This is a genomic window from Streptomyces sp. CoH27 (assembly GCF_020181035.1).
Classification (GTDB): domain Bacteria; phylum Actinomycetota; class Actinomycetes; order Streptomycetales; family Streptomycetaceae; genus Streptomyces; species Streptomyces camelliae.
The window spans coordinates 11998-35455 of the sequence record NZ_JAIQYY010000017.1; the positions used below are offsets into that span (position 1 = coordinate 11998).

Sequence of the window (23458 nt, forward strand, 5' to 3'; positions counted from 1 at the left end):
TGCTGAACGCAGCCCTGCGCCCCTTTCGGGGGCGCTTCAGTGGCCCAGAACCCCGAGAACCTGCCCCACCCCCGGCACCGCCCCCAGCGACCGCGCCCCCGTCACCGGTGCCGTCAGCATCTGCGAAGCGACCGGCTTGAAGTCGGCGACCTGTGTGCCCACGCCGTTGTCCAGGGGGTCAACGCCCGTGCCCGCCAGTGGATTCGGCTTCAGGCCCGCCACCGGGCCGGTGACGTGGCCGACCGTTCCCGTCAGGACCGTCAGGCCCGCCTCCGGGTCGGTCTTGCCGAGTGAGGTCGGGCGCCACGGCACCTCCACCAGCTGGGCGGCGGAGTCCGCGTGGGCCGTCGCCGCGCCCGCGCCCAGGGCCGCTCCGGCGGTCGCGAGGGCGATCAGGGCGCGCTGCGCGACGGGGTGCTGAGGGGTGGTCTGTCGGGCCATCGCTGGTGCCGCCTTCTGGTGCGCAGGGTAACGCTGTCGACACGTAGGGTAGTTGAGGCGGGAGTCACGCTCAAAAGCCGACCCGCGGGGTCGGCAGGACGCCCCCCATGCGTCAAACTGGTGTTCCGTGAGCATTCATCCTCCGGTCCCCGCCCGTGTCGTGCTGCTGTGCGGTCCCTCGGGTTCGGGCAAGTCACTCGTCGCCGCCCGTTCCGGGCTTCCCGTGCTGCGCCTCGACGACTTCTACAAGGAGGGTGACGACCCGACCCTGCCGCTGGTGGCGGGCAGTTCGGACATCGACTGGGACCATCCTGAGTCGTGGGACGCGGACGTCGCGATCGAGGCCATAGCCCGGCTGTGCGCCACGGGCTCGACGCCGGTGCCGGTGTACGACATCGCGCTGAGCGCCCGTACCGGCGAGGACACGCTCGACATCGGCCGTACCCCGCTGTTCATCGCCGAAGGCATCTTCGCGGCGGAGATCGTCGAGCGCGTCCGCGAACGGGGCCTGCTCGCCGACGCGCTGTGCCTGAGCCGCGGCCCGCTCACCACCTTCCGGCGCCGCTTCACGCGGGACCTGAAGGAGGGCCGCAAGTCGGTGCCGTTCCTGCTGCGGCGCGGCTGGCGGCTGATGCGGTCGGAGCGGTCGATCGTCGCCCGCCAGGTCTCGCTGGGTGCGCATCCGTGCGATCGCGACGAGGCGCTGGGCCGGCTGGCGGCAGCGGCGGCGGGACGGCAGACGCGGCAGCAGACGGCGGCGTAACCGCCGTACGGAAACGCAAAGCGGGACTGGAGAGGCCCCCCAGCCTTCCAGTCCCGCTTCCTGCTCCCCCGTTTTCCCCCGTGTTCCCCCCTCGGGCCACCCCCCAGTGGCACCCCTCCACCCTCAGGCGACCAGCTCGCCGAAGGCGTTCTCCTCGTCACGGCCGAAGCTGAGGACCTCGTCCTCGCGCAGCCGGCGCAGCGAGCGCCAGATGCTGGACTTGACCGTGCCGACGCTGATGTCGAGGATCTCCGCGATCTCCGGGTCCGTGCGGCCCTCGTAGTAGCGCAGGACCAGCATGGTGCGCTGGAGTTCGGGGAGCCGGGCCAGCGCCTGCCACAGGACCGCGCGCAGTTCGGTGCCGCGCATCGCGTCCGTGTCGGAGGGCGTCTCCGGCAGTTCCTCGGTCGGGTACTCGTTGAGCTTGCGGCGCCGCCAGGCGCTGATGTGCAGGTTGGTCATGGTGCGGCGCAGGTAGCCGCCGACGGCCGCCTTGTCGCTGATCCGGTCCCACGCCTTGTACGTCGAGAACAGCGCGCTCTGCAGCAGGTCCTCGGCCTCGAAGCGGTCACCGGTCAGGTGGTAGGCGGTGGCGTACAGGGAGGCGCGGCGCTCCTGGACGTAGGCGGTGAACTCCGCCTCCGTCAGCGAGCGACGCCGCTCCCCCGAGTCCTCCCCGTACGCAGCTCCCCCGACAGCGCCCATGACGGCTGCCGACGCGGGCCCCGTGACGCCGTCCGGCGTAGGTGCGTCGACCACCGACATGTACGCCGGGTGCTGACGCCCGGTACCGCGAGCGCACCCCCGCCCGCTCACGGCACCGGACTTCTCGGAACCGGACCGGTGCATGTGCACGTCGTGCAGACGCGTGACCACTGCGCTGGTGCTGATGCTGTGCAGCGTGTTCATCTCGCGCTCCCCGTCGTGGACTTCCGGTGGTTCGGTCGTGCCGGGCCGGTTCCGGCTGACCGTCCGGCCCGTGACGAAAACTCTGCCGGGGTCACTTCATCGCCGTGTCCGCCGACTGTCACAGACCTGTCACAGGGGTCCGGCTCGGCGCGCTCACAGGACGTGCACATGTGGTGGCGGTAGGGAAGGGCTGGTGCGGGCAGGTGGGAGGACGGCGGGTCCATGGGCCAGAATGAGCCCGTGCCTTCCCTGTTGCTGATCGAGGACGACGACGCCATCCGCACGGCCCTGGAGCTCTCCCTGACCCGCCAGGGCCACCGGGTGGCCACCGCTGCCAGCGGTGAGGACGGTCTGAAGCTGCTGCGCGAGCAGCGGCCCGACCTCATCGTGCTGGACGTGATGCTGCCCGGCATCGACGGCTTCGAGGTGTGCCGCCGGATCCGGCGCACCGACCAGCTGCCGATCATCCTGCTCACCGCGCGCAGCGATGACATCGATGTGGTGGTCGGGCTGGAGTCCGGGGCCGACGACTACGTCGTCAAGCCCGTGCAGGGCCGCGTGCTCGACGCCCGGATCCGGGCCGTGCTGCGGCGCGGGGAGCGTGAGTCCAGCGACTCGGCGACCTTCGGCAACCTCGTCATCGACCGTTCGGCGATGACCGTGACGAAGAACGGCGAGGACCTCCAGCTGACCCCGACCGAGCTCAGGCTGCTGCTGGAGCTGAGCCGGCGGCCCGGTCAGGCGCTGTCCCGGCAGCAGTTGCTGCGGCTGGTGTGGGAGCACGACTACTTGGGTGACTCGCGGCTCGTGGACGCGTGTGTGCAGCGGCTGCGCGCCAAGGTCGAGGACGTGCCGTCCTCCCCGACGCTGATCCGTACCGTCCGTGGTGTCGGCTACCGCCTGGACACGCCTCAGTGACCGACACGCACAGGGGGCTGCGCGGCTGGGCCGCGGGGCGCGGGAGGAGTCTGGCCCGGCTGAGGTTCACCAGTCTGCGGCTGCGGCTGGTCGTCGTCTTCGGGCTGGTGGCCCTGACCGCCGCCGTGTCGGCGTCCGGCATCGCCTACTGGCTGAACCGGGAGGCGGTGCTCACCCGCACCCAGGACGCGGTGCTGCGCGACTTCCGCCAGGAGATGCAGAACCGCGCGGGCGCGCTGCCCTCGCACCCCACCCAGGACCAGCTCCAACGCACCGCCGGACAGATGGCGACCAGCAGCCAGAGCTTCAGCGTGCTGCTGGTCGGCCAGGACGCCGGCGGCAAGACGGTGTACGGCAACTCGGGCGGTATCAACGGCTTCTCGCTGGAGGACGTGCCGAAGTCGCTGCGCGCTGCCGTGAACAAGCAGCAGAAGGTGACCGACGCCAACAAGGAGCCGTACCACCTGTACTGGCAGCGGGTCGTGAGCCACGGCACGCCGTATCTGGTGGCCGGTACGCGGGTGATCGGCGGCGGTCCGACCGGCTACATGGCGAAGTCGCTGGAGCCGGAGGCCAAGGATCTGAACTCGCTGGCCTGGTCGCTGGGCATCGCCACGGGACTCGCGCTGATCGGCGCCGCGCTGCTCGCGCAGGCCGCCGCCACGACCGTGCTGAAGCCGGTGCACCGGCTCGGGGTCGCCGCGGCGCGGCTGGGCGAGGGCAAGCTGGACACCCGGCTGCGGGTGTCGGGCACGGACGAACTGGCCGATCTCTCCCGGACGTTCAACAACGCGGCCGAGGCGCTGGAGCAGCGCGTCGCGGAGATGGCCGCCCGGGACGAGGCCTCGCGCCGCTTCGTCGCCGACATGAGCCATGAGCTGCGGACGCCGCTGACCGCCATCACCGCCGTCACGGAGGTGCTGGAGGAGGAGCTGGAGGCGGAGTCGGGCAGCATCGACCCGATGATCGAGCCTGCGGTGCGGCTGGTGGTCAGCGAGACGCGGCGGCTGAACGACCTGGTCGAGAACCTGATGGAGGTCACCCGCTTCGACGCGGGCACCGCCCGGCTGGTCCTGGACGACGTCGACGTCGCCGACCAGATCACCGCCTGCATCGACGCCCGCGCCTGGCTCGACGCCGTCGAGCTGGACGCCGAGCGCGGCATCCACGCCCTCCTCGACCCGCGCCGGCTGGACGTGATCCTCGCCAACCTGATCGGCAACGCGCTCAAGCACGGCGGGTCGCCGGTGCGGGTGTCGGTCAGGGCGGCGGACGACGAGGTGGTCATCGCGGTGCGCGACCACGGGCCGGGCATCCCCGAGGAGGTCCTCCCCCACGTCTTCGACCGCTTCTACAAGGCGAGCGCCTCCCGGCCGCGCTCCGAGGGCAGCGGCCTGGGCCTGTCCATCGCCATGGAGAACGCCCACATCCACGGCGGCGAGATCACGGCCGCCAACTCGCCCGACGGGGGCGCGGTGTTCACCCTGCGGCTACCGCGGGACGCCTCGCGGCTGACGGAGGAGGCGGACGGGGGCGAGAAGGACACCGGGGCCGGCAGGAACAACCCGAACGACAAGAACGACACAGGCAGTTCAGGATCAGGAAAGGAGGGGTCATGACCGTACGACGCCTGCTGGCGCTGCCCCTCCTGGGCGTGCTGCTGTCCGGCTGCGGCATCCGGGCCACTCAGGTGCCGACCGACTTCGGGGCGGCGCCGTCCCGGGTGCCGTGCTCGCTGGCCGGCCCGGACGTGGCGACGCAGTCCTCGCAGGGCGTGCCCGTGCAGGTCTTCCTGCTCTGCGGGGCGTCCCTGGTGACGGTCGACCGGACGGTGCGCGTCCCCGACGGCACCCCGGACGCCCGGCGCCGGGTGATCGTGGCCCAGGGCCTGCTGGACCAGCTCGCCGCGTCGCCGTCCGCAGCCGAACGCTCCGCGGGCTACACGACGTACGTCCCAGGCGGCCTGAACGTCTCCGGCCCCGCCCCGAAGGACCCCGAAGAAACCCTCCGCCTGAACACGCACCCGTCCCGCCTCACGTCCTACGCCCTGGCCCAGCTGGTCTGCACCCTCTCCGACTCGGCGGCGACGGAAGGCGACGGCTCGGTCATCCTGGCCGGCCCGGCCCCGGACACCCCCCGCCGCTACGCCTGCACGGACGACGTCCGCAACCGCCCGGGATCGGCGGAACCGCCGTCGAGCGAGGTGCTGGGGAAGTCCTAGCCGCGGGCAGTCGTGCCGCACCGGAACCGTTCGTACCCGGCGCTGCGTCTAGGGGGTCGTGCAGCGTCAACGCTTCGGCGGCAGTGCCACGATCCGTATCCGGGTGACCGGCGGTGTCCTCCTCGTCGCCCATCTCGCCCTCGTCGCCTGGCTGACGCTGCGTCCCCTGGACGTCCCCTGGGTGACACCCCCCAACCTGCACCCCCTGGCCGGCATCCGCGCCGACCTGGCACTCGGTGCGCGGGAGGCCGCCCGGCGCATCGGTGAGGGCCTGGCGCTGCTCGCCCCGCTGGGCGTGCTGCTGCCGGCGGTGCACGGCAGGCTCGCCGTCTCCCCGCTCGCCTCCCTGATCCGTACGGCCGCGGCGGGCGCCCTGATCTCCCTCGGCATCGCGCTGCTCCAGACCGGCGTGCCCGGCAGGGTCGTGGACGTCGACTCGCTGCTGCTGAACACCGCGGGTGTCGTCCTGGCCCATCTGGCCGTCGTACCGGCGGGACGCGCCTGGCTGCGGCGGAGGGACGCGGGCGACGCGGGCGAAGGCGGGGACACGTGGGCCGAACGCTTCGTGACCGTCCGGGAGGAGCCGGCTCAGGGTCGTACCCCGACGATTCCCAGGGTCGGGATCGCCCCGTAGAGCGACGCTTCGCCCGCTTCGTCTCCGTATCGTCGAAGACAGCTGAAGGCAGCTGAAGACGCTGAAGACAGTGCATCGACCACCACGGAGGAGTCGCCATGTCCGCTCTCGCCCGCCCCACCCACGGCCGCATGATCGGCGGCGTGTGCGCCGGACTGGCCCGGCGCTTCGGCATCTCGGCGACGACGATGCGGGTGATCTTCCTGCTGTCCTGCCTGCTGCCAGGCCCGCAGTTCCTGCTCTACATAGCGCTGTGGATCCTGATGCCGTCCGAGGAGTCGCGCACCGCCTGGTGAGGCCGGAGCGGCGCACGCGAACGCCGCTGGGGCGCTCCCGGACCGGATCCGGGGCGCCCCAGCGGCGTCGTACGGCTGGCGGCCGCCGGGTCAGCCGAGCGGGATCCCGTTCACCGGCAGACCGTGCGTGGGCAGGCCCGTGTTGCCCGTCGGCAGTCCGCCGAGGAGCCCGGCGACCGGCGCGGTCGGGCCCTTGGCGAGCGCGCTCTGGACGGCCGGCGTGGCGGCGGCCGTCGCGGCACCCAGGGCACCCTGCCCCTGGGTCAGCGCCTCGGTGGCGCCCGGCAGCGTCTGGCTGACGGAGCTCAGGGCCTGCGTGGCCTGGCCGGTGTCGGGGAGGGCCGTGGCCGCGTTGGCCGCGCCCGCACCGGTGGCGGCGAAGGCGGCGCCGAGGGCGGCGACACCGAGGGTCTTGGCGGCAGACTGCTTCATGGTGAATGCGTCCTTGAATGCGGAGACGGAGATCACAAATGATCTGAGCGGTCCACGACCGTAAACACGCCGGACCACCCGCCGCAAACACCGAAATGCGGACGCCTTGTGAAAGCGTGTCCGCATTCCATTCCGGGGCGAAGGGCTCGGTCAGCCCTCCGAATCGGCAGAACCGCTGGTGGAGGCCGTCTGCTGGAACAGCCATTCGGATTTCAGTTCTGCATGTCCCGGTTTGATGACGTCATTGATCATGGCGAGTCGTTCATCGAAAGGAATGAACGCTGATTTCATCGCATTGACGGAGAACCACTGGAGGTCGTCGAGCGTGTAACCGAACGCATCGACAAGGTGCTCGAATTCCCGGCTCATGCTGGTGTGGGACATCAGCCGGTTGTCGGTGTTCACCGTGGCCCGGAAGTGCAGCCGGCGCAGCAGCCCGATCGGGTGCTCGGCGTACGAGGGCGCGGCCCCGGTCTGGAGGTTGGAGCTGGGGCACAGCTCCAGCGGGATCCGCTTGTCGCGGACGTACGACGCCAGCCGGCCGAGCCGCACCGAGCCGTCCTCGCGGACCTCGATGTCGTCGATGATCCGCACACCGTGCCCGAGCCGGTCGGCGCCGCACCACTGGAGTGCCTGCCAGATGGACGGCAGCCCGAAGGCCTCGCCGGCGTGGATGGTGAAGTGGTTGTTCTCGCGCTTGAGGTACTCGAAGGCGTCCAGGTGCCGGGTGGGCGGATAGCCCGCCTCCGCGCCGGCGATGTCGAAGCCGACCACGCCGGAGTCCCGGTAGCGGTTGGCGAGTTCGGCGATCTCCAGGGAGCGGGCCGCGTGCCGCATGGCGGTCAGCAGGGCGCCGACCCGGATCCGGTGGCCGTTCTCCCGGGCCAGCCGCTCCCCCTGCCGGAACCCCTCGTTGACGGCCTCGACCACCTGCTCCAGGGTGAGTCCCCGCTCCAGGTGCTGCTCGGGCGCGTACCGCACCTCGGCGTAGACGACGCCGTCCTCGGCGAGGTCCTCGGCGCACTCCCGCGCGACCCGGATCAGCGCGTCCCGGGTCTGGAGCACGCCGACGGTGTGCTTGAAGGTCTCCAGATACCGTTCCAGCGAGCCGGAGTCGGCGGCTTCCTGGAACCAGATGCCCAGTTTGTCGGGGTCGGTCTCGGGGAGGCCCGGGTACCCGGTCTCCTCGGCGAGTTCGACGACGGTTCCGGGACGGAGCCCGCCGTCGAGATGATCGTGCAGCAGAACCTTGGGCGCCCGGCGGATCTGGTCCGGCGTCGGGACGACTCCAGTCGGTGCAGTCTGGCTCGTCATTTCCGCACTCTAACTCCTACGCGCGTAGAGCGCGCCGTACCGGAGGGCACTTTTCCGTCGATACGCAACGGTGACCGCACGTACGGGTTTCGTACACCGCCCCTTCTGACACTGTTCTGTCATGGGACAGCAAGCGACGCCGGTCCGAACGGCCAGGCTGGGAAAGGCAGTCGGCCCGGAGCCGACGTCGGTGAGCGGAGCGGTGCTGCTGCTCCCCGGCGGCGAGGAGGTGTCCGCCCGCCGGCCGTCCCCCGTACGGGCGACAGTGGCGCTGCACTCCCTGGGCCGGCGGTTCGCTCGCGCGGGCCGGGCCGAGGGGCTGGCGGTGCACATGGTCCACTACCGCTACCGAGGGTGGAACGGGAGCGAGGCGCACCTGGCGGTGGACGCCGAATGGGCCACCGACGAGGTCGTACGACGGTACGGGGACGTGCCCGTGTGCCTGGTCGGGGTGGACATGGGCGGGCGGGCGGCGCTGCGGGCGGGTGGGCATGAGGCGGTCAACTCCGTTGTGGCCCTTGCTCCTTGGCTGCCCGAGGAGGATGTGGCCGCGCCTGCCGAGCCGGTCAAGCAGCTGGTGGGGCGCCGGGTGCTGATCGTGCACGGCACGAACGACCAACGGACCGACCCTGAGCTGTCGTTCCGGTTCGCCGCGCGGGCGAAGAAGGTCAATCGGGAGGTGTGCCGGTTCGAAGTGCACTCCGATGGACATGGGATGAACGGGCACCGGGACGAAGTGGGGTGCCTGGCCGTCGACTTCATGCTCGGGGCGTTGTTCGGGTATCACGTGTCGCGGCCCGTCGAGGACGCGCTGGCCGCTCCGCCGCCCATCGGTCTGCGGATGCCGTTGGCTGTGGGGTTCGGGCGGTCGCTGAGACGGCAGAGCTAGGGGGTGTCGTTCGGACGCCGGGATGATCCGAACGACGCCCCCTAGGGAAGCAGGCTGCCCCTTCTTGAGAGCAGGAACTTCTTGAACGCGGCCACCGGCGGGGTGTCCGGGCGGTCCGCCAGCCAGGCAACCCCGATCTCCCTGGCCGCCTTCGGGGCCGTGACCGTCAGTTCCACGACGCCCGGCCTGGGGACAGTGGGCGGCGGGAGAAGGGCCACCCCCAGGCCCGCCGCCACCAGACCCCTCAGGGTCTCCGCCTCCTCGCCCTCGAAGGCGACCCTGGGGCGGAAACCCGCCTCCCGGCACAGGGCGTCGGTGATGCGGCGCAGGCCGTAGCCGGGTTCCAGGGTGACGAAGGTTTCCTCGGCGGCCTCGGCCAGGCGGATGCGTTTGCGGCCGGCCAGGGGGTGGTCGGCGGGGACGACCAGGCGGAGCTTCTGTTCGTCCAGGCGGCGGGCGACCAGGTCGGGGGCGTCCGGGACCGGCGAGGTCAGACACAGGTCCAGCTCGCCCGCGCGCAGGCCCTCCAGCATGGCCTCGCCGTAGTTCTGGACGAGGCTGAAGCGGATGCGCGGATGGTCGGCGCGGAAGGCGTGCAGGAGGCCGGGTACGGTCTCGGCACCCATGGTGTGCAGGAAGCCGAAGGCGACCTTGCCGGTGGCCGGGTCGGCGTCGGCGCGGACCTCCTCGGCGGCCCGCTCGACCTCGGCGAGGGCGCGTTCGACCGAGGCGAGGAAGGTGCGGCCGGCGGGGGTGAGGGAGACCGTGCGGCCGTGGCGGGCGAAGAGGTCGACGCCCAGGTCCTGCTCCAGGCGGACCATCGCGCGGGAGAGGGTGGACTGGGGGACGTTCATCTCGTGGGCGGCCCTGGTCACGTGCTCGGTGCGGGCCACGCCGGCGAAGTAGGCGAGGCGGGGCGCGAGCACCTTCGACATCTCAGCCATGTCTTCTGTGTCACTGTTCGTTGACAGGCGAGTCCGTGAGCTTTGCTGATGCACCATGGGAACGATTATCGCCATTCCATGCATTGGACGGATGAGAAGCCCGCCCCTACGGTCTAGGCATGTCTCCCGCCAGTACCGGGGCGCCCACCACCGTGGTCGCCACCTCGCCCGTCCCCGTCGCCGACACCGCTGACTCCGCCGCCGATTCCCGGATGACTCCGGGCGGGCCCGGCTACCGCCGGATGAGCCTCGCCCTCTTCCTCGCCGGCGTCGCCACCTTCGCGCTCCTGTACTCCACGCAGGCCCTGCTGCCTCTGATCTCAGGGGAGTTCGGGGTCGCGGCGAGCGAGGCGAGCTGGACCGTGGCGGCCGCGACCGGCGGTCTGGCGCTGTTCGTGCTGCCGATGAGCGCCCTGTCGGAGCGCTTCGGCCGCCGTACGGTGATGACGGCCTCGCTGGCCGTCGCGGTCACCGTCGGCATGCTGGTGCCGTTCGCGCCGTCGCTCGGCGTGCTGGTGGTGCTGCGGGCCGTCCAGGGCGCGGCGCTGGCCGGTCTGCCCGCCTCGGCGACGGCCTATCTGGCCGAGGAGGTCCGGCCGAAGGCGCTGGTCACGGCGATCGGCCTGTTCGTCGCGGGCAACAGCGTCGGCGGTATGAGCGGCCGGGTGATCACCGGCTGGGTGGCCCAGGAGTGGGGCTGGCGGGTCTCGGTCGGTGTGATCGGCGCGATCGCCGTGGCGTGCGCGGTGGCCTTCCGGCTGCTGCTGCCGACTCCCCGGCACTTCACGGCGGGCTCGCTGCGGCCCCGCGTCCTGCTCGACACGGTCCGCGACCACCTCGCCAACCCGCTGCTGCGCCGGCTGTACGCGATCGGCGCGCTGTTCATGACGGTGTTCGGCGGCGTGTACACGGTGATCGGCTACCGCCTGACGGAGGCGCCGTTCGGGCTGCCGCAGGGCATCGTCGGCTCGATCTTCCTGGTCTACCTGGTGGGCACGGTGTCCGCCTCCACGGCCGGCCGGCTGGTGGGCCGCCTCGGCCGCCGCGGCGCGCTGTACCTGGCGGGCGGTACGACGGCGGCGGGCCTGCTGCTCTCCCTGGCACCCTCACTCCCGCTGGTCCTGCTGGGGCTGGTGCTGATCACGGCGGGCTTCTTCGCGGGTCACGCGGTGGCGTCCTCGGCGGTCAGCAAGACGGCCACGCACGGGCGTGCCCAGGCCGCGGCGCTCTACCAGTCGATGTACTACATCGGCTCCAGCGTCGGCAGCACGGTCGGCGCGACGGCCTTCCACGCGGACGGCTGGGGCGGCACGGTCGGGGTGGGCGTGCTGGCGGTCGTCGGTGTCGTCACGATTACCGTCGCCGGTACGCGGGCGGCCCGGGTGGCGGCCCGCCGGCAGCCGGTCGCGGCGCACTAGCTTCTGCCGAACCCCCTGCTCAGGGGCCGTTGTCAGTGGGCGCGGCTAGCGTCCCCGGAACAACTGGTCCGTCGGGCAGGGGGTTTGTCGCATGGAGTTCCGGATCGCGCGCGGGGAACTGGCGGAGGCGGTGGGGAGGGCGGCGCGAGCGCTGCCCGCCCGGACGCCGGTGCCGGTGCTGGGCGGATTGCTGCTGACCGCGGAGGCGGGGCGGCTGACGGTGTCCGGCTTCGACTTCGAGACCATGGTGCGCGTGGAGACCGACGCCGAGGTGACGGCGGAGGGCCGGGTCCTGGTGCTCGGGCGCAGACTCCTGGACATCTGCCGGGTGGTGCCCGAGGGCCCGGTGAGCTGCGCGCTGGAGGGGACCCGGTTCGCTCTGGAGGCGGGCGGCACCCGGTTCGGGCTGTCGACGCTGCCGTACGAGGAGTATCCGGCGCTCCCCCAGGCGCCACTGGCGTACGGCGGGGTGGACGCGGAGGCGTTCGCGACGGCAGTCGGACAGGTGGCGGTGGCGGCGGGCCGCGACGACACGCTGCCGGTGCTCACCGGGATCCAACTGCGGTTCGACGGCGACGAGATGACGCTGTCGGCCTCCGACCGCTACCGCTACGCGGTCCGGCGGCTGGAGTGGAAGCCGGAGGCGCGGACGGCCGGGGAAGCGGGGCCGGCCGAGGAGGCCGGGGCGGCCGGGCAAGCGCGGCTCGCCGGAGAGGCCGGGGCGACCGGAGAGGTGCCGACCGGAGCGGCCGGAGCGGCCCGGGAGGCGCGGCCGGCTGGGGAGGCCGGTGAGGCGGGGGCGGCCCGGGAGGCGGTGGAGGTGCTGTTGCCCGCGCGGCGGCTGCTGGAGGCGGCGCGGTCGCTGGCCCGCTGCGGGACCGTACGGATCGGCCTGGATCGGGCGCAGCAGGCCGGCGGGGGCGTGGTCGGCTTCGCGGGCGGGGGCACCCGTACGGTGCTGCGGCGGCTGGAGGGGCGGCTGCCCGGGTACGGGGCGCTGTTCGCGCTGGCGGACGCGGCGATCGCCGAGGTGGATTGCGCGGCACTGACGGAGGCCGTACGACGGGTCGCGGTGGTCGCCGAGGCCAACAGCCCGGTCCGGCTGGACTTCTCGGCCGCCGAGGGCACGCTGCTGGTGCGGGCCGGGTACGGGGACGACGTGGCGGCACAGCGGCTGCCGTCCGTACTGCACGGGGCCGAGGAGTTCACCGTGGCCTTCAACCCGGCCTATCTGCTCGACGCGCTGAACTCCTTCGAGGGCCCGGAGCTGCGGCTGGAGCTGCTGGGCGGCGGCCAGCGGGCGCTGCTCGGCGGCACCGGTGCGGCAGCCGGTCACCGGCATCTGCTCATGTCCGTGAAGCAACTGGTCTGAGCTGGGCTTTTTCGTACTCCGGGGGCCGTTGTCAGTGGGCTGCGGTAGCTTCCGAAGTGCTGGGGCGCAAGGAAGCGCGAACAGGGAACGCCACAGGGGTGGGTGGACGATGGGTGACGGGACGGCGACGGCGGACCTCGACGTCGTACTGGAGAAGCACCGGACCGAGCTGACGGGGTACTGCTATCGGATGCTCGGCTCCTCCTTCGAGGCCGAGGACGCGGTGCAGGACACCCTGGTGCGGGCCTGGCGGAGCTACGAGAAGTTCGAGGGCCGCTCATCGGTGCGCTCGTGGCTGTACCGGATCGCGACGAACGTGTGCCTGGACATGCTGTCGGCGGGCAACAAGAGGGCGAGACCGATGGACCTGACGGAGTCGACCCCGCTCGCGCAGGCGGCGCTCTCCCCCCGCCCGGAGAACACCTGGCTGGAGCCGATGCCGGACGGGCGGGTGCTGCCGGAGACTCAGGACCCGGCGGACGCGGCCGTCGCGAAGGAGTCCATCCGGCTCGCGTTCATGGCGGCGCTCCAGCAACTGCCGCCCAAGCAGCGGGCGGTGCTGATCCTGCGCGAGGTGCTGGCGTGGAAGGCGAGCGAGGTCGCCGAGCTGCTGGGCACCACGGTCGCCTCGGTCAACAGCGCCCTCCAGCGGGCCCGCGCCACGCTCGCCGAGCGGGCCGAGGGCGGCCCGGAGGGGGCGGTGTCCGACCCGCTGGACGAGGAGCAGCAAAAGCTCCTGGAGCGGTACGTCAAGGCCTTCGAGGGCTACGACATGACGGCGCTGACGGCGCTGCTGCACGAGGACGCCATCATGACGATGCCGCCGTTCGACCTGTGGCTGCGCGGTACGGCGGACATCACCGGCTTCATGAGCACGCTGGGCGCGTCCTGCGCCGGCTCCCGCCTGCTGCCGGTCCGGGCCAACGGGCTGCCGGCGTTCGCGCACTACAAGCCGGACGAGGAGAAGGGCGGGTTCAGCCCCTGGGCGGTGCAGATCCTGGAGATCTCAGACGGCCGGATCACCGGTTTCCACTGCTTCCTCGACGCCCAGCGCTGGTTCCCCCTTTTCGGCCTGCCCCTCCACCTGGAAGCTGAGTCCGACGAGGTCGAGGAGGGCGAGTAGCGCCGGGTCGGGATCCCGCAGCCGTATCCGCCCGCCGGCCCGGCGGGCGGTCAGCTCCAGCCGCGCCAGCAGATCGACGACGGCGAGCCCCGGCGGCCCGAGCCCGCCCACATCACAGACGACGACCCGTTCCCCGCCGCGACCGCCGCCCCCGGCGCCGTCCAGCAGTGTCCGCACGGCGGCACACAGCCCGGCCGTGTCCGCACGTCTGACGGGGCCGGGCAGCACGAGCACGGCGAGTGTCCTGTCCTCCACGACCGGTAGACCGGCGGGAGGACCGGAACTCATCGCGTCGCGCTCGGCGGCGCTCCGCCCTGCTCAGGCAATGCGCTCCAGCACCACCGGCGACGCGGTGAAGTCCGTGCCCGGCGCGGCGATGTCGTACGACCTCTGCACCGCCTGGAGCGCGTACTCGAAGCGCTCGGGGGTGTCGGTGTGCAGGGTCAGCAGGGGCTGGCCCTCCTGGACGGTGTCGCCCGGCTTGGCGTGCATCTCCACGCCCGCCGCCGCCTGCACCGGGTCCTCCTTGCGGGCGCGGCCGGCGCCGAGGCGCCAGGCGGCGATACCGATGTCGTACGCGTCGAGACGGGTCAGCACACCGGACGACGGGGCCTTGATCACGTGCTGTTCCTTCGACGTGGGCAACGCGGCGTCCGGGTCGCCGCCCTGGGCCGCGATCATGCGGCGCCAGACGTCCATCGCGGAGCCGTCGGCGAGGGCCTTCGCCGGGTCGGCGTCCTGCACGCCGGCCGCGGCCAGCATCTCGCTGGCCAGGGCGATCGTCAGTTCCACCACGTCCGCCGGACCGCCGCCCGCGAGGACCTCCACCGACTCGCGGACCTCCAGGGCATTGCCCGCCGTGAGACCGAGGGGGGTGGACATGTCCGTCAGCAGAGCGACCGTCTTGACGCCGTGGTCCGTGCCGAGGCCGACCATGGTCGACGCCAGTTCGCGCGCGTCCTCGATCGTCTTCATGAAGGCGCCGGTGCCGACCTTCACGTCCAGGACCAGGCTGCCCGTGCCCTCCGCGATCTTCTTCGACATGATCGACGAGGCGATCAGGGGGATCGCCTCGACCGTGCCGGTGACGTCCCGCAGCGCGTACAGCTTCTTGTCGGCCGGGGCCAGACCGTCGCCCGCCGCGCAGATCACCGCGCCCGTCGTGTCCAGGACGTGCAGCATCTCCTCGTTGGACAGCAGCGCGCGCCAGCCCGGGATCGACTCCAGCTTGTCCAGCGTGCCGCCGGTGTGGCCGAGGCCCCGGCCCGACAGCTGCGGGACGGCCGCGCCGCAGGCCGCCACGAGCGGTGCCAGCGGGAGCGTGATCTTGTCGCCGACGCCGCCCGTCGAGTGCTTGTCGGCCGTCGGGCGGGACAGGGACGAGAAGTCCATGCGCTCGCCCGACGCGATCATCGCCGCCGTCCAGCGGGCGATCTCGCGGCGGTTCATGCCGTTGAGGAGGATGGCCATCGCGAGCGACGACATCTGCTCGTCGGCGACCTCGCCCCGCGTGTACGCGTCGATGACCCAGTCGATCTGCTGGTCGGTCAGCTCACCACGGTCCCGCTTGGTGCGGATCACGGAGATGGCGTCCATGGCCATGACGTTCCCTTCGAAGAAGTGCGAAGTGCACGGCCCCCCTGCGAGCGGGGCAGGGGGGCCGTACGGCGTTACTTGGTGAGATGGGCCGGGCCGAAGGCCTGAGGGAGCATCTCGGAGAGGGGCAGGACGCCCTCCGGGGTGTCCAGGAGGAGGTCCGGGCCGCCGAACTCGTAGAGCAGCTGGCGGCAGCGGCCGCACGGCACCAGCAGGCCGCCGGTGCCGTCCACGCAGGTGAAGTGCGTCAGGCGGCCGCCGCCCGTGCGCTGGAGGTCGGAGACCAGACCGCACTCGGCGCACAGGCCGAGTCCGTAGGAGGCGTTCTCCACGTTGCAGCCGGTGACGGTGCGGCCGTCGTCGACCCGCGCCGCCACGCCGACCGGGAAGCCGGAATAGGGGGCGTAGGCATGGGACATCGCCTCACGCGCCACCACGCGCAGCGCCTCCCAGTTGAACTCGGCCGCGTGCTGCGTCACTTGCCCTGGCCCTTCCGGTAGCGCATGCCGTCCGCCTTCGGCATCCGCAGGCGCTGCGCCGACAGGGACAGCACCAGCAGGGTGACGACGTACGGGGTCGCGCCGACGAAGTCGCTCGGGACCTCGTTGGTGGTCAGGTACCAGACCAGGACCAGCGCGGCCATGACGGCGCTGATCGCGCCCTGCAGCACCGCCTTCTTGTACAGCTTCCAGCCCGCCAGGGCCGCCAGCAGCACGACCAGCAGAAGCAGCAGCGCGTGGACGGTCACGCCGCCGTTGCGCAGCTGGAGCGCGTCGGAGTAGCCGAACAGGCCCGCGCCCATCGCCAGGCCGCCCGGCCGCCAGTTGCCGAAGATCATCGCCGCGAGGCCGATGTAGCCGCGGCCGCCGGTCTGGCCCTCCAGGTAGGTGTGCGAGGTGACCAGGGCGAGGAAGGCGCCGCCGAGGCCGGCGAGGCCGCCGGAGACGGCGACGGCAGCGTACTTGTAGGTGTAGACGTTGACGCCGAGGGACTCGGCGGCGGTCGGGTTCTCACCGCAGGAGCGCAGCCGCAGTCCGAACGGGGTGCGCCACAGCAGCCACCAGGTGCCGGCGAACAGGACCACGGCGAGGATCGTCACCACGGACAGGTTCGTGACCAGGCCGCCGATGATGCCCGCGAGGTCGGAGACCAGGAACCAGTGGTGGTTCTCGATCGAGTGCAGGCCGCTGGAGAGGCCGGGCACGGTGACGGTCGGCAGCGAGTCGACCGGCGGGGACTGCTTGGGGTTGCCGCCCGCGTTGGCGGCCGCACCGCTGTTGAAGAACAGCTTGGCGAGGTACTGGGTGGCGCCGAGCGCGAGCAGGTTGATCGCGACACCGGAGACGATGTGGTCGACGCCGAAGGTGACGGTGACGACGGCGTGCACCAGGCCGCCGAGGACACCGAAGGCGATGCCCATCAGCAGGCCGAGCCAGGGGCTGGACTGCCAGCCGATCCAGCCGGCGCCGAAGGTGCCGAGGATCATCATGCCTTCGAGGCCGATGTTGACCACGCCGGACCGCTCGGACCACAGGCCGGCGAGACCGGCGAGGCCGATCGGGACGGCGAGGCCGAGGGCGGCGCTGACCTGGCCGGCGGAGTCGAGCGAGTCGGAGCCGGTGATCATGCGGACGGCGGAGACGAGCAGCAGGGCGCCGGCGACGATCATGAGGATCTGGCCGAGGGAGCGGCCCGAGCGCTGCGGCGCACCCGGCGCCTTGGGGGCCGCGGGCGGCGGCGTGTCGGTCATCGTGGCAGTCATCACGCCACCTCCTGCTTCTTCGTCGCGGCGGCCTGGGCGGCGAGTTCCGCGCCGACCTTCTGCTGCTGGCGCTTGAGGCCGTAGCGTCGTACGACCTCGTAGGCGATCACGACGCAGAGGACGATGACGCCCTCGATGACGCCGAGGATCTCCTTGTCGTAGCCCTGGAACTCCAGATGGTTGGTGGTGCGCTCCAGGAAGCCCCACAGCAGGGCGCCGAGCGCGATGCCGACCGGGTTGTTACGGCCGAGCAGCGCGATGGCGATGCCGGTGAAGCCGATCCCGGCGGGGAAACTGGCGTCGTACTGGTGGCTCTCGTTGAGCAGGGTGGGCATGCCGACCAGGCCGGCCACCGCACCCGAGATGATCATGCTGGTGGCGACCATCTTCTTCACCGACACACCGCTCGCCGACGCCGCGGACTCGGACTGGCCGACCGTGCGCAGGTCGAAGCCGAAGCGGGTACGGCCGAGCACGAACCAGTACGCGATGCCGACGACCACGGCGACGACGATGAAGCCGTCCAGGAGCCCGGCCGGGCCGGTGTTGATCGTGAAGAAGTAGGAGGAGGAAGGCAGCGGCTTGGTGGAGACCAGGGTGCCGCCCTGCTGGAGTTCGCCGAGTCTTCCGGGCTGGAGCAGGTAGGCGATGATCGCGGTGGCGATCGAGTTCAGCATGATGGTCGCGATGACCTCGCTGACGCCCCGGGTCACCTTGAGGATGCCGGCGATGGCAGCCCACAGGGCGCCGGTCGCCATGGCGCAGATCAGGATCAGCGGGATGGCGATCCAGCCGGGCACGCTCAGCGCGCCGCCGAGGACGGCGGCGATGAACGCGGCGAGCCGGTACTGGCCGTCGACACCGATGTTGAACAGGTTCATCCGGAAGCCGATGGCCACCGAGACACCCGCGAGGTAGTACGTCGTCGCCTTGTTCAGGATGTAGACCTGGCTGTCGCTGGCGAAGCCGTAGGTCACCATGTCGCTGAATGCGGCGCCCGGGTTCTTGCCGGTGGAGAGGATCACCAGGGCGGTGACGACGAGGGCGGCGGCGACCGCCAGCAGCGGCGCGGCGATCCCCAGGAGCAGCCGCTCCTTGTCGATCCGTGAGGTCAGCTTGTTCATCGCTCGTCGTCCTCTGTGTGCTCCAGGTGGCCGGTGGCCGCACCCGTCATGGCGGAGCCCAGCTCTTCGGGGGTGATCGTGGCGGGGTCGGCGTCGGCGACCAGGCGGCCGCGGTACATCACCCGCAGGGTGTCGGAGAGCCCGATCAGCTCGTCCAGGTCCGCGGAGATCAGCAGCACGGCCAGGCCCTCGCGGCGGGCCTCACGGATGTAGTCCCAGATGGCGGCCTGGGCGCCGACGTCCACACCGCGGGTCGGGTGGGCGGCGATGAGCAGCTTGGGGTTGTGGCTCATCTCGCGGCCGACGATCAGCTTCTGCTGGTTGCCGCCGGACAGCGAGGCCGCGGTGACGTCGATACCGGGGGTGCGGACGTCGTACGCCTGGACGATCCGCTCGGTGTCGGCGCGGGCGGCCTTGATGTCGATCAGTCCGCCCTTGGAGTTGGGCTTCTCGGTGACGTGGCCGAGGATGCGGTTCTCCCACAGCGGTGCTTCCAGCAGCAGGCCGTGGCGGTGGCGGTCCTCGGGGATGTAGCCGATGCCGGCCTCGCGGCGGTCGCGGGTCGGGGCGTGGGAGACGTCGGCGTCGTCGAGGGTGATCACGCCCGCGTCCGGGTGGCGCATGCCCATGATCGCCTCGACCAGCTCGGACTGGCCGTTGCCCTCCACACCGGCGATGCCGAGGACCTCGCCCTTGTGGATGGTGAAGGAGATCTGGTCCAGGATGATCCGCTCGATGCCTTCGAGGTCGGTCTGCGCGAGGTGCAGCCCCTCGACCTTCAGCATGGGGACGTCCGTGACGGTGGACTCGGTGGTCTCCGGGGTGGGCAGCTCGCTGCCGACCATCAGCTCGGCGAGCTGCTTGGGGGTGGTGCCGCGCGGCTCGACCGTGCCGACCGTCGTACCGCGCCGGATGACGGTGATCTCGTCGGCGACGGAGAGCACCTCGCCCAGCTTGTGGGAGATGAAGATGACGGTGAGGCCCTCGGCCTTGAGCTCGCGCAGGTTGTCGAAGAGCGCGTCGACCTCCTGGGGCACGAGCACGGCGGTCGGCTCGTCCAGGATGAGGGTCTTGGCGCCCCGGTAGAGGACCTTGAGGATCTCCACGCGCTGGCGGTCGGCGACGCCCAGCTCCTCGACGAGCACGTCGGGGCGGACGTTCAGGCCGTACGCGTCGGAGATCTCCTTGATCTTGGCGCGGGCCTTGCCGCCGATGCCGTACAGCTTCTCCGCGCCGAGGGCGACGTTCTCCAGCACGGTGAGGTTGTCGGCGAGCATGAAGTGCTGGTGCACCATGCCGATGCCGCGGGCGATGGCGTCGCCGGGGTTGTGCAGGACGACCTGCTCCCCGTTGACCGTGATGGTGCCCTCGTCCGGCTGCTGCATGCCGTAGAGGATCTTCATCAGGGTGGACTTGCCGGCGCCGTTCTCACCGCACAGGGCGTGGACGGTGCCCGTACGGACGGTGATGTCGATGTCCTTGTTGGCGACGACACCAGGGAAGCGCTTGGTGATGCCGCGCAGTTCGACGGCAGCGGGAGGGCTGGACGCGTTGATGGCGCACTCTCCTCGGGGAAAGGGGCTGCGTAGGGGAGGGCAGGCGTCGGCGACGCTAGCGCGGCAACTCCATGCTACACGCGTAGAGTTGACACATTGTTATGGCTCGGCGGGGGCCACGGGAAGGCAGCCCCGCCGAGCCTAGGTCGGTCATTCTCCGCCGGACCGGCCGGATCCGTCAGTTACGTACGACACTCATGCGTACGACACGGACCGGCCGGACCGATCGGATCACCGGGTCACGGGGTGGTCTTGACCTTGATCTGACCGGAGACGATCTTCTGCTTCGCGGCGTCCAGCTTGGGCTGGATGTCGGTGAGGAAGCCGCCGCTGGTGGCCAGGGAGACACCGTTCTTGGCGAGCGAGTAGACGTTGTTGCCGGTCAGCGGCTTGCCGTTCTTCACGGACTGGATGAGGTCGTAGACACCGACGTCGACGTTCTTGACGGCCGAGGTCAGGATCGAGTTCTTGTACTTGGCCAGACCCGGGATCTGGTACTGGTCGGAGTCGACACCGATGGCCCAGGCGCCCTTGACGCCGCTGACGGCCTCGATCGCGCCGTTGCCGGAGGAGCCGGCGGCGGAGTAGACGACGTCCGCGCCGTTGTCGAGCATGCCCTGCGCGGCCTCCTTGCCCTTGTCGGGGCTGGCGAAGCCGGAGGTGTCCGAGCCGTGGCTCAGGTACTGGACGTCGACCTTGACCTTGGGGTTGGTGTCGTGGACGCCCTGGACGTAGCCCGCCTCGAACTTCTTGATCAGCGGGATGTCCACACCGCCGATGAAGCCGACGTGGTCCTTCTTGGTCTTCAGCGCGGCGGCGACACCGGCCAGGTAGGAGCTCTGCTCCTCGGTGAAGGTGATGTTGTCGACGTTGCTGCCGTTCACCACGGAGTCGACGAGGCCGAAGGAGGTCTTCGGGAACTGCTTGGCGATCTTCTCCACGGCGGGCGCGTAGGTGTAACCGATCGCGATGACCGGGTTGTAGCCGGCCTGGGCGAGGTCCGTGAGGCGCTGCTCGCGGTCGGCCGGAGTGTCGGAGGTCTTGGCGGTCAGCTCCTTGATGGAGCCGCCGAACTCCTTCTCGGCCTTGTCGGCACCGCGCGCGGCGGAGTCGTTGAACGAGCGGTCACCACGGCCGCCGACGTCGTAGGCGAGACCGATCTTGACGCCGCCCTTGGCGCCGCCCGAGGAGGACGACGAGCTGGCGTTGTTGTCGGAGGACGTGCTGCCACACGCGGTGGCAGTCACGGCGAGGGCCGCGGTCGCGAGACACGCAGCGGAAAGCTTGGCTACCCGGCGCACGGGAAGGCTCCTTCACCTGACCTGAGCGCCATGTCGGCGCTTGATGTGAGCACCATGCCAGTGCCCGGGCCGAAGCGCCCCGGCGGCGTCGGCTTCGCGGCATCGTAACGCGCGTAGATGTCGCAAAAAACCCCCTCTCGAAGCCGTTATCGATTCGAGGCAAACAGCATCTGAACTCGGGGTCTGGCCCCTCTCATCAGGCTGTTGCGGTCGGGGTTCGAATGGCTTACAAGCGTGTTGCGCCGGTCAGGGGAATAGGTAAGAGAAGCCCCCGGAGGGGCTCCTCTCTTACTCCTGCCTCACCCTTGCATGCCGTTGGCGTCCAGGAAGGCGGCCGCGGTGAACATCTCCACGCCGACCGTGATCGCGTGCTCGTCGGCGTCGAAGTCGCCCTGGTGGAGATCGCGCACGGTCCGCTCACCGGGGCGGCGGACACCCAGCCGGGCCATGGCGCCGGGCACATGCTCCAGGTACCAGGAGAAGTCCTCCCCGCCCAGGCTCTGCTCGGTGGACTCCACGGAGTCCCGGCCCCGCCGGGCCGACATCGCGCGGCGCAGCAGCTCGGTGGACTCCCGGTCGTTCACGACGGGCGGGACCCCGCGGACGTAGGTGATCTCGGACTTGGCCCGGTGCAGGGTGGCGACCTCGTCGATGGCCGCGTGCACGATGTCGGGGGCCTGCCGCCAGGCCTCCAGGTCCAGGCAGCGCACGGTGCCGGACAGCTCGGCGTGCTGCGGGATGACGTTCGGCGCGTGGCCCGACGCGATCCGGCCCCAGGTGAGCACCAGCCCGGCCCGGGTGTCGATCCGGCGGCCGATCACCGCGGGCACGTCGACGGCGACACGGGCGGCGGCGGTGACGAGGTCGGTGGTCAGATGGGGCCGGGCGGTGTGTCCGCCGGGTCCGTCCAGCGCGATCTCCAGCCGATCGCACGCGCTGGTGATCGGCCCGTGCCGCAGCCCGACCCGCCCGGCGTCGACCCGGGGGTCGCAGTGCACGGCGAGGATCCGGCCGACGCCTGTCAGCACCCCGTCCTCGATGGCGTCCATGGCCCCGCCGGGCAGCACCTCCTCGGCGGCCTGGAAGATCAGCCGCACAGGCCGGGGCAGCAGGCCCTTGGTGTGCAGGTCGGCGAGGACGAGCCCGGTCCCGAGCACCACGGTCGTGTGCACGTCGTGCCCGCAGGCGTGCGCCCGGTCGGGCACCGTCGACCGATAGGGACAGTCGGCCTTGGTGTCCGGGATGGGCAGGGCGTCGATGTCCGCGCGCAGGGCGAGCACGGGCACGGCGGGCCGCTCACCCTCAGTGACGCCGATGTCGCACACGAGTCCGGTTCCCTTGGTGAGCACGCGGGGCTTGAGCCCTGCCTGCTCCAGCCGCTCCTTGATCGCGGCGGTCGTACGGAACTCCTGATTGCCCAGCTCAGGGTGCATGTGCAAGTCGCGACGGAAGGCGACGAGCTCGGCGTGCAGGGCTTCGCTCAGCGCGCCGGGGAGCACATCCCCCGCGAGGCCGGCCTCGGACTCTAGGGACATCAATTGCTTCACCCTCTGAAGGGTAGGACGCCCGAGTGGTCAACTACCCCTCGATCAACAAAAGTTCAGCCCGTTAGGGGAAGAAAATCTGACCGGCGGACGCATGGGGGCGGACGCGGATGGGTAAAACGTCTTTTTCTCCTTCCACGGATACCATGCCCCACCACAGTCCTGCTCGACTTGTCCAGGAACCGGACCTCAGGGCACGTCCGGGACCAGCTCCTGGCGCGGCCCCTCCCGACAGGGTCCGCCCCCCTGACCGACGCGGCAGAGCCGTTCCTCCGGACGACCCACACCTCGTACGGCACGATCGCCGAGGACCAGGCGGCGCGGTAACCCGATCGGCCGCCGCCGACCTGGGCAGCGGCCCCGGCGGAGTCGTAACCCGGACGGCCCCGTCATCTGGTGCAGCGCCTCATGCGACGAGCTGACCATCGCCTCTCCTTTCGTACGACGTCGTGATCAACGAGCTAGGCCGCCGCAAGTTCGCACCACACGTACTTCCCCCGGTCCCCGAACCGGGCCGACGGCCATCCTGGACAGACCTGACCCCATCCCGTACGAGGCGGTCGTCCACGAGGCGGCACTGCGCATCAAGGTCAGCGATCGTGCCATCGCACGGGCCCAGCTCAGCCACCTCCTGGAGCTGTCCGAGGCGGACCACATCACGTTGCGCGTCATCACCTTCGAGCTGGATGGCTTCGGCGGGGCCTGGACCCCGATGATGCTCGCCGGAGGAGCCGTACCAAGGCTGGACACCGCCGCCCGCGACGTCCTCAACGGCACCGGCTTCATCGACTCCGAGGCTCAACTCGGCGTCCTGCGAACACTCTTTCGTAGAGCAGAAGCGGCGTCACTCGACCCCACACGCTCGCGTGACTTCATCCACACGCTGGCCAAGGAACTGTGA

24 protein-coding genes are annotated in these 23458 nt (G+C 71.0%); 11 read left to right on the forward strand and 13 right to left on the reverse strand.

Annotation, left to right across the window (positions count from 1 at the left end; all coding sequences use genetic code 11):
• Positions 1–36: 36 nt before the first annotated feature.
• Positions 37–441: a hypothetical protein gene (locus tag LE548_RS27280; RefSeq protein ID WP_225099611.1), complete on the reverse strand. Its 405-nt coding sequence runs from the start codon at positions 439–441 to the stop codon at positions 37–39.
• A gap of 160 nt (positions 442–601) precedes the next feature.
• Here LE548_RS27280 and LE548_RS27285 point away from each other — a divergent pair, with 160 nt between their 5' ends.
• The gene (locus LE548_RS27285; RefSeq protein WP_225099774.1) at positions 602–1204 is read left to right on the forward strand and encodes a uridine kinase; all 603 of its coding nucleotides are present in this window, start codon (positions 602–604) and stop codon (positions 1202–1204) included.
• Positions 1205–1327: 123 nt separating this feature from the next.
• Here LE548_RS27285 and LE548_RS27290 read toward each other — a convergent pair whose 3' ends face one another.
• Positions 1328–2113 (reverse strand): SigE family RNA polymerase sigma factor, encoded by a 786-nt coding sequence (locus LE548_RS27290; RefSeq protein WP_225099612.1) that lies wholly within the window; start codon positions 2111–2113, stop codon positions 1328–1330.
• 240 nt (positions 2114–2353) lie between these two features.
• Here LE548_RS27290 and afsQ1 point away from each other — a divergent pair, with 240 nt between their 5' ends.
• From afsQ1 to LE548_RS27315, 5 genes are all read left to right on the forward strand, one after another.
• On the forward strand, positions 2354–3031 hold the full coding sequence (afsQ1, locus tag LE548_RS27295; protein ID WP_067041772.1) for a two-component system response regulator AfsQ1: 678 nt from the start codon (positions 2354–2356) through the stop codon (positions 3029–3031).
• Entirely contained in the window at positions 3028–4650 is a 1623-nt protein-coding gene (locus tag LE548_RS27300) for a HAMP domain-containing sensor histidine kinase (RefSeq protein WP_225099613.1), read from the forward strand. Before afsQ1 ends, LE548_RS27300 begins: the two co-directional genes overlap by 4 nt.
• Positions 4647–5252 (forward strand): hypothetical protein, encoded by a 606-nt coding sequence (locus LE548_RS27305; protein WP_225099614.1) that lies wholly within the window; start codon positions 4647–4649, stop codon positions 5250–5252. The genes LE548_RS27300 and LE548_RS27305 overlap by 4 nt, the downstream gene beginning before the upstream one ends.
• A 58-nt stretch (positions 5253–5310) precedes the next feature.
• Positions 5311–5886, forward strand: a complete 576-nt coding sequence (locus LE548_RS27310; protein WP_225099615.1) for a VanZ family protein — start codon at positions 5311–5313, stop codon at positions 5884–5886.
• A 98-nt stretch (positions 5887–5984) separates the two neighbouring features.
• On the forward strand, positions 5985–6182 hold the full coding sequence (locus LE548_RS27315; protein WP_225099616.1) for a PspC domain-containing protein: 198 nt from the start codon (positions 5985–5987) through the stop codon (positions 6180–6182).
• A gap of 90 nt (positions 6183–6272) precedes the next feature.
• Here the strand turns inward: LE548_RS27315 and LE548_RS27320 are convergent, their stop codons facing one another.
• Both LE548_RS27320 and LE548_RS27325 read right to left on the reverse strand, forming a co-directional pair.
• A complete protein-coding gene (locus LE548_RS27320; RefSeq protein WP_225099617.1) occupies positions 6273–6614 on the reverse strand; it encodes an ATP-binding protein in 342 nt (113 codons plus the stop codon).
• A 150-nt stretch (positions 6615–6764) separates the two neighbouring features.
• A complete protein-coding gene (locus tag LE548_RS27325; protein WP_225099618.1) occupies positions 6765–7928 on the reverse strand; it encodes an adenosine deaminase in 1164 nt (387 codons plus the stop codon).
• Positions 7929–8049: 121 nt separating this feature from the next.
• Here LE548_RS27325 and LE548_RS27330 point away from each other — a divergent pair, with 121 nt between their 5' ends.
• Positions 8050–8817 (forward strand): alpha/beta hydrolase, encoded by a 768-nt coding sequence (locus LE548_RS27330; RefSeq protein ID WP_225099619.1) that lies wholly within the window; start codon positions 8050–8052, stop codon positions 8815–8817.
• Positions 8818–8858: 41 nt separating this feature from the next.
• Here LE548_RS27330 and LE548_RS27335 read toward each other — a convergent pair whose 3' ends face one another.
• On the reverse strand, positions 8859–9818 hold the full coding sequence (locus LE548_RS27335) for a LysR family transcriptional regulator (protein ID WP_225099620.1): 960 nt from the start codon (positions 9816–9818) through the stop codon (positions 8859–8861).
• A 62-nt stretch (positions 9819–9880) separates the two neighbouring features.
• On the opposite strand from LE548_RS27335, the gene LE548_RS27340 reads away from it, so the two are divergent.
• The 3 genes from LE548_RS27340 (at position 9881) to LE548_RS27350 (ending at position 13674) form a co-directional block, all read left to right on the forward strand.
• Entirely contained in the window at positions 9881–11179 is a 1299-nt protein-coding gene (locus LE548_RS27340; protein WP_225099621.1) for an MFS transporter, read from the forward strand.
• A 91-nt stretch (positions 11180–11270) separates the two neighbouring features.
• Positions 11271–12551, forward strand: a complete 1281-nt coding sequence (locus LE548_RS27345) for a DNA polymerase III subunit beta (protein ID WP_225099622.1) — start codon at positions 11271–11273, stop codon at positions 12549–12551.
• Between the two features lie 109 nt (positions 12552–12660).
• Positions 12661–13674: a sigma-70 family RNA polymerase sigma factor gene (locus LE548_RS27350; protein WP_225099623.1), complete on the forward strand. Its 1014-nt coding sequence runs from the start codon at positions 12661–12663 to the stop codon at positions 13672–13674.
• Here the strand turns inward: LE548_RS27350 and LE548_RS27355 are convergent.
• The 8 genes from LE548_RS27355 to LE548_RS27390 all read right to left on the reverse strand — a co-directional run bounded on the left by LE548_RS27355 (position 13558) and on the right by LE548_RS27390 (position 22548).
• The gene (locus LE548_RS27355) at positions 13558–13962 is read right to left on the reverse strand and encodes an STAS domain-containing protein (RefSeq protein ID WP_225099624.1); all 405 of its coding nucleotides are present in this window, start codon (positions 13960–13962) and stop codon (positions 13558–13560) included. The two genes, LE548_RS27350 and LE548_RS27355, sit on opposite strands and share 117 nt — an antisense overlap.
• A 30-nt stretch (positions 13963–13992) precedes the next feature.
• A complete protein-coding gene (locus tag LE548_RS27360) occupies positions 13993–15276 on the reverse strand; it encodes a thymidine phosphorylase (RefSeq protein WP_225099625.1) in 1284 nt (427 codons plus the stop codon).
• Between the two features lie 68 nt (positions 15277–15344).
• On the reverse strand, positions 15345–15749 hold the full coding sequence (locus LE548_RS27365) for a cytidine deaminase (protein ID WP_225099626.1): 405 nt from the start codon (positions 15747–15749) through the stop codon (positions 15345–15347).
• Positions 15746–17032, reverse strand: coding sequence for an ABC transporter permease (locus tag LE548_RS27370; RefSeq protein ID WP_225099627.1), 1287 nt, complete (start codon positions 17030–17032; stop codon positions 15746–15748). The genes LE548_RS27365 and LE548_RS27370 overlap by 4 nt, the downstream gene beginning before the upstream one ends.
• Positions 17032–18156: an ABC transporter permease gene (locus tag LE548_RS27375; RefSeq protein ID WP_225099628.1), complete on the reverse strand. Its 1125-nt coding sequence runs from the start codon at positions 18154–18156 to the stop codon at positions 17032–17034. Before LE548_RS27375 ends, LE548_RS27370 begins: the two co-directional genes overlap by 1 nt.
• A complete protein-coding gene (locus tag LE548_RS27380) occupies positions 18153–19679 on the reverse strand; it encodes an ABC transporter ATP-binding protein (protein WP_263636661.1) in 1527 nt (508 codons plus the stop codon). Before LE548_RS27380 ends, LE548_RS27375 begins: the two co-directional genes overlap by 4 nt.
• A 272-nt stretch (positions 19680–19951) precedes the next feature.
• Positions 19952–21013 carry a BMP family protein gene (locus LE548_RS27385; protein WP_225099629.1) on the reverse strand — a complete coding sequence of 354 codons (1062 nt, stop codon included), beginning with the start codon at positions 21011–21013 and terminating at the stop codon, positions 19952–19954.
• A gap of 299 nt (positions 21014–21312) precedes the next feature.
• Positions 21313–22548, reverse strand: coding sequence for a M20 family metallopeptidase (locus LE548_RS27390; protein ID WP_225099630.1), 1236 nt, complete (start codon positions 22546–22548; stop codon positions 21313–21315).
• Between the two features lie 433 nt (positions 22549–22981).
• Here LE548_RS27390 and LE548_RS27395 point away from each other — a divergent pair, with 433 nt between their 5' ends.
• Entirely contained in the window at positions 22982–23458 is a 477-nt protein-coding gene (locus tag LE548_RS27395; protein ID WP_374116187.1) for a Scr1 family TA system antitoxin-like transcriptional regulator, read from the forward strand.

Bases quoted from the DNA above. Each gene is read 5' to 3' on its own strand.
- LE548_RS27280 (WP_225099611.1), bottom strand. From the start codon at position 441: ATGGCCCGACAGACCACCCCTCAGCACCCCGTCGCGCAGCGCGCCCTG.
- LE548_RS27290 (WP_225099612.1), bottom strand. From the start codon at position 2,113: ATGAACACGCTGCACAGCATCAGCACCAGCGCAGTGGTCACGCGTCTG.
- LE548_RS27305 (WP_225099614.1), top strand. From the start codon at position 4,647: ATGACCGTACGACGCCTGCTGGCGCTGCCCCTCCTGGGCGTGCTGCTG.
- LE548_RS27315 (WP_225099616.1), top strand. From the start codon at position 5,985: ATGTCCGCTCTCGCCCGCCCCACCCACGGCCGCATGATCGGCGGCGTG.
- LE548_RS27320 (WP_225099617.1), bottom strand. From the start codon at position 6,614: ATGAAGCAGTCTGCCGCCAAGACCCTCGGTGTCGCCGCCCTCGGCGCC.
- LE548_RS27325 (WP_225099618.1), bottom strand. From the start codon at position 7,928: ATGACGAGCCAGACTGCACCGACTGGAGTCGTCCCGACGCCGGACCAG.
- LE548_RS27330 (WP_225099619.1), top strand. From the start codon at position 8,050: ATGGGACAGCAAGCGACGCCGGTCCGAACGGCCAGGCTGGGAAAGGCA.
- LE548_RS27335 (WP_225099620.1), bottom strand. From the start codon at position 9,818: ATGGTGCATCAGCAAAGCTCACGGACTCGCCTGTCAACGAACAGTGAC.
- LE548_RS27340 (WP_225099621.1), top strand. From the start codon at position 9,881: ATGTCTCCCGCCAGTACCGGGGCGCCCACCACCGTGGTCGCCACCTCG.
- LE548_RS27345 (WP_225099622.1), top strand. From the start codon at position 11,271: ATGGAGTTCCGGATCGCGCGCGGGGAACTGGCGGAGGCGGTGGGGAGG.
- LE548_RS27350 (WP_225099623.1), top strand. From the start codon at position 12,661: ATGGGTGACGGGACGGCGACGGCGGACCTCGACGTCGTACTGGAGAAG.
- LE548_RS27355 (WP_225099624.1), bottom strand. From the start codon at position 13,962: ATGAGTTCCGGTCCTCCCGCCGGTCTACCGGTCGTGGAGGACAGGACA.
- LE548_RS27360 (WP_225099625.1), bottom strand. From the start codon at position 15,276: ATGGCCATGGACGCCATCTCCGTGATCCGCACCAAGCGGGACCGTGGT.
- LE548_RS27370 (WP_225099627.1), bottom strand. From the start codon at position 17,032: ATGACTGCCACGATGACCGACACGCCGCCGCCCGCGGCCCCCAAGGCG.
- LE548_RS27375 (WP_225099628.1), bottom strand. From the start codon at position 18,156: ATGAACAAGCTGACCTCACGGATCGACAAGGAGCGGCTGCTCCTGGGG.
- LE548_RS27390 (WP_225099630.1), bottom strand. From the start codon at position 22,548: ATGTCCCTAGAGTCCGAGGCCGGCCTCGCGGGGGATGTGCTCCCCGGC.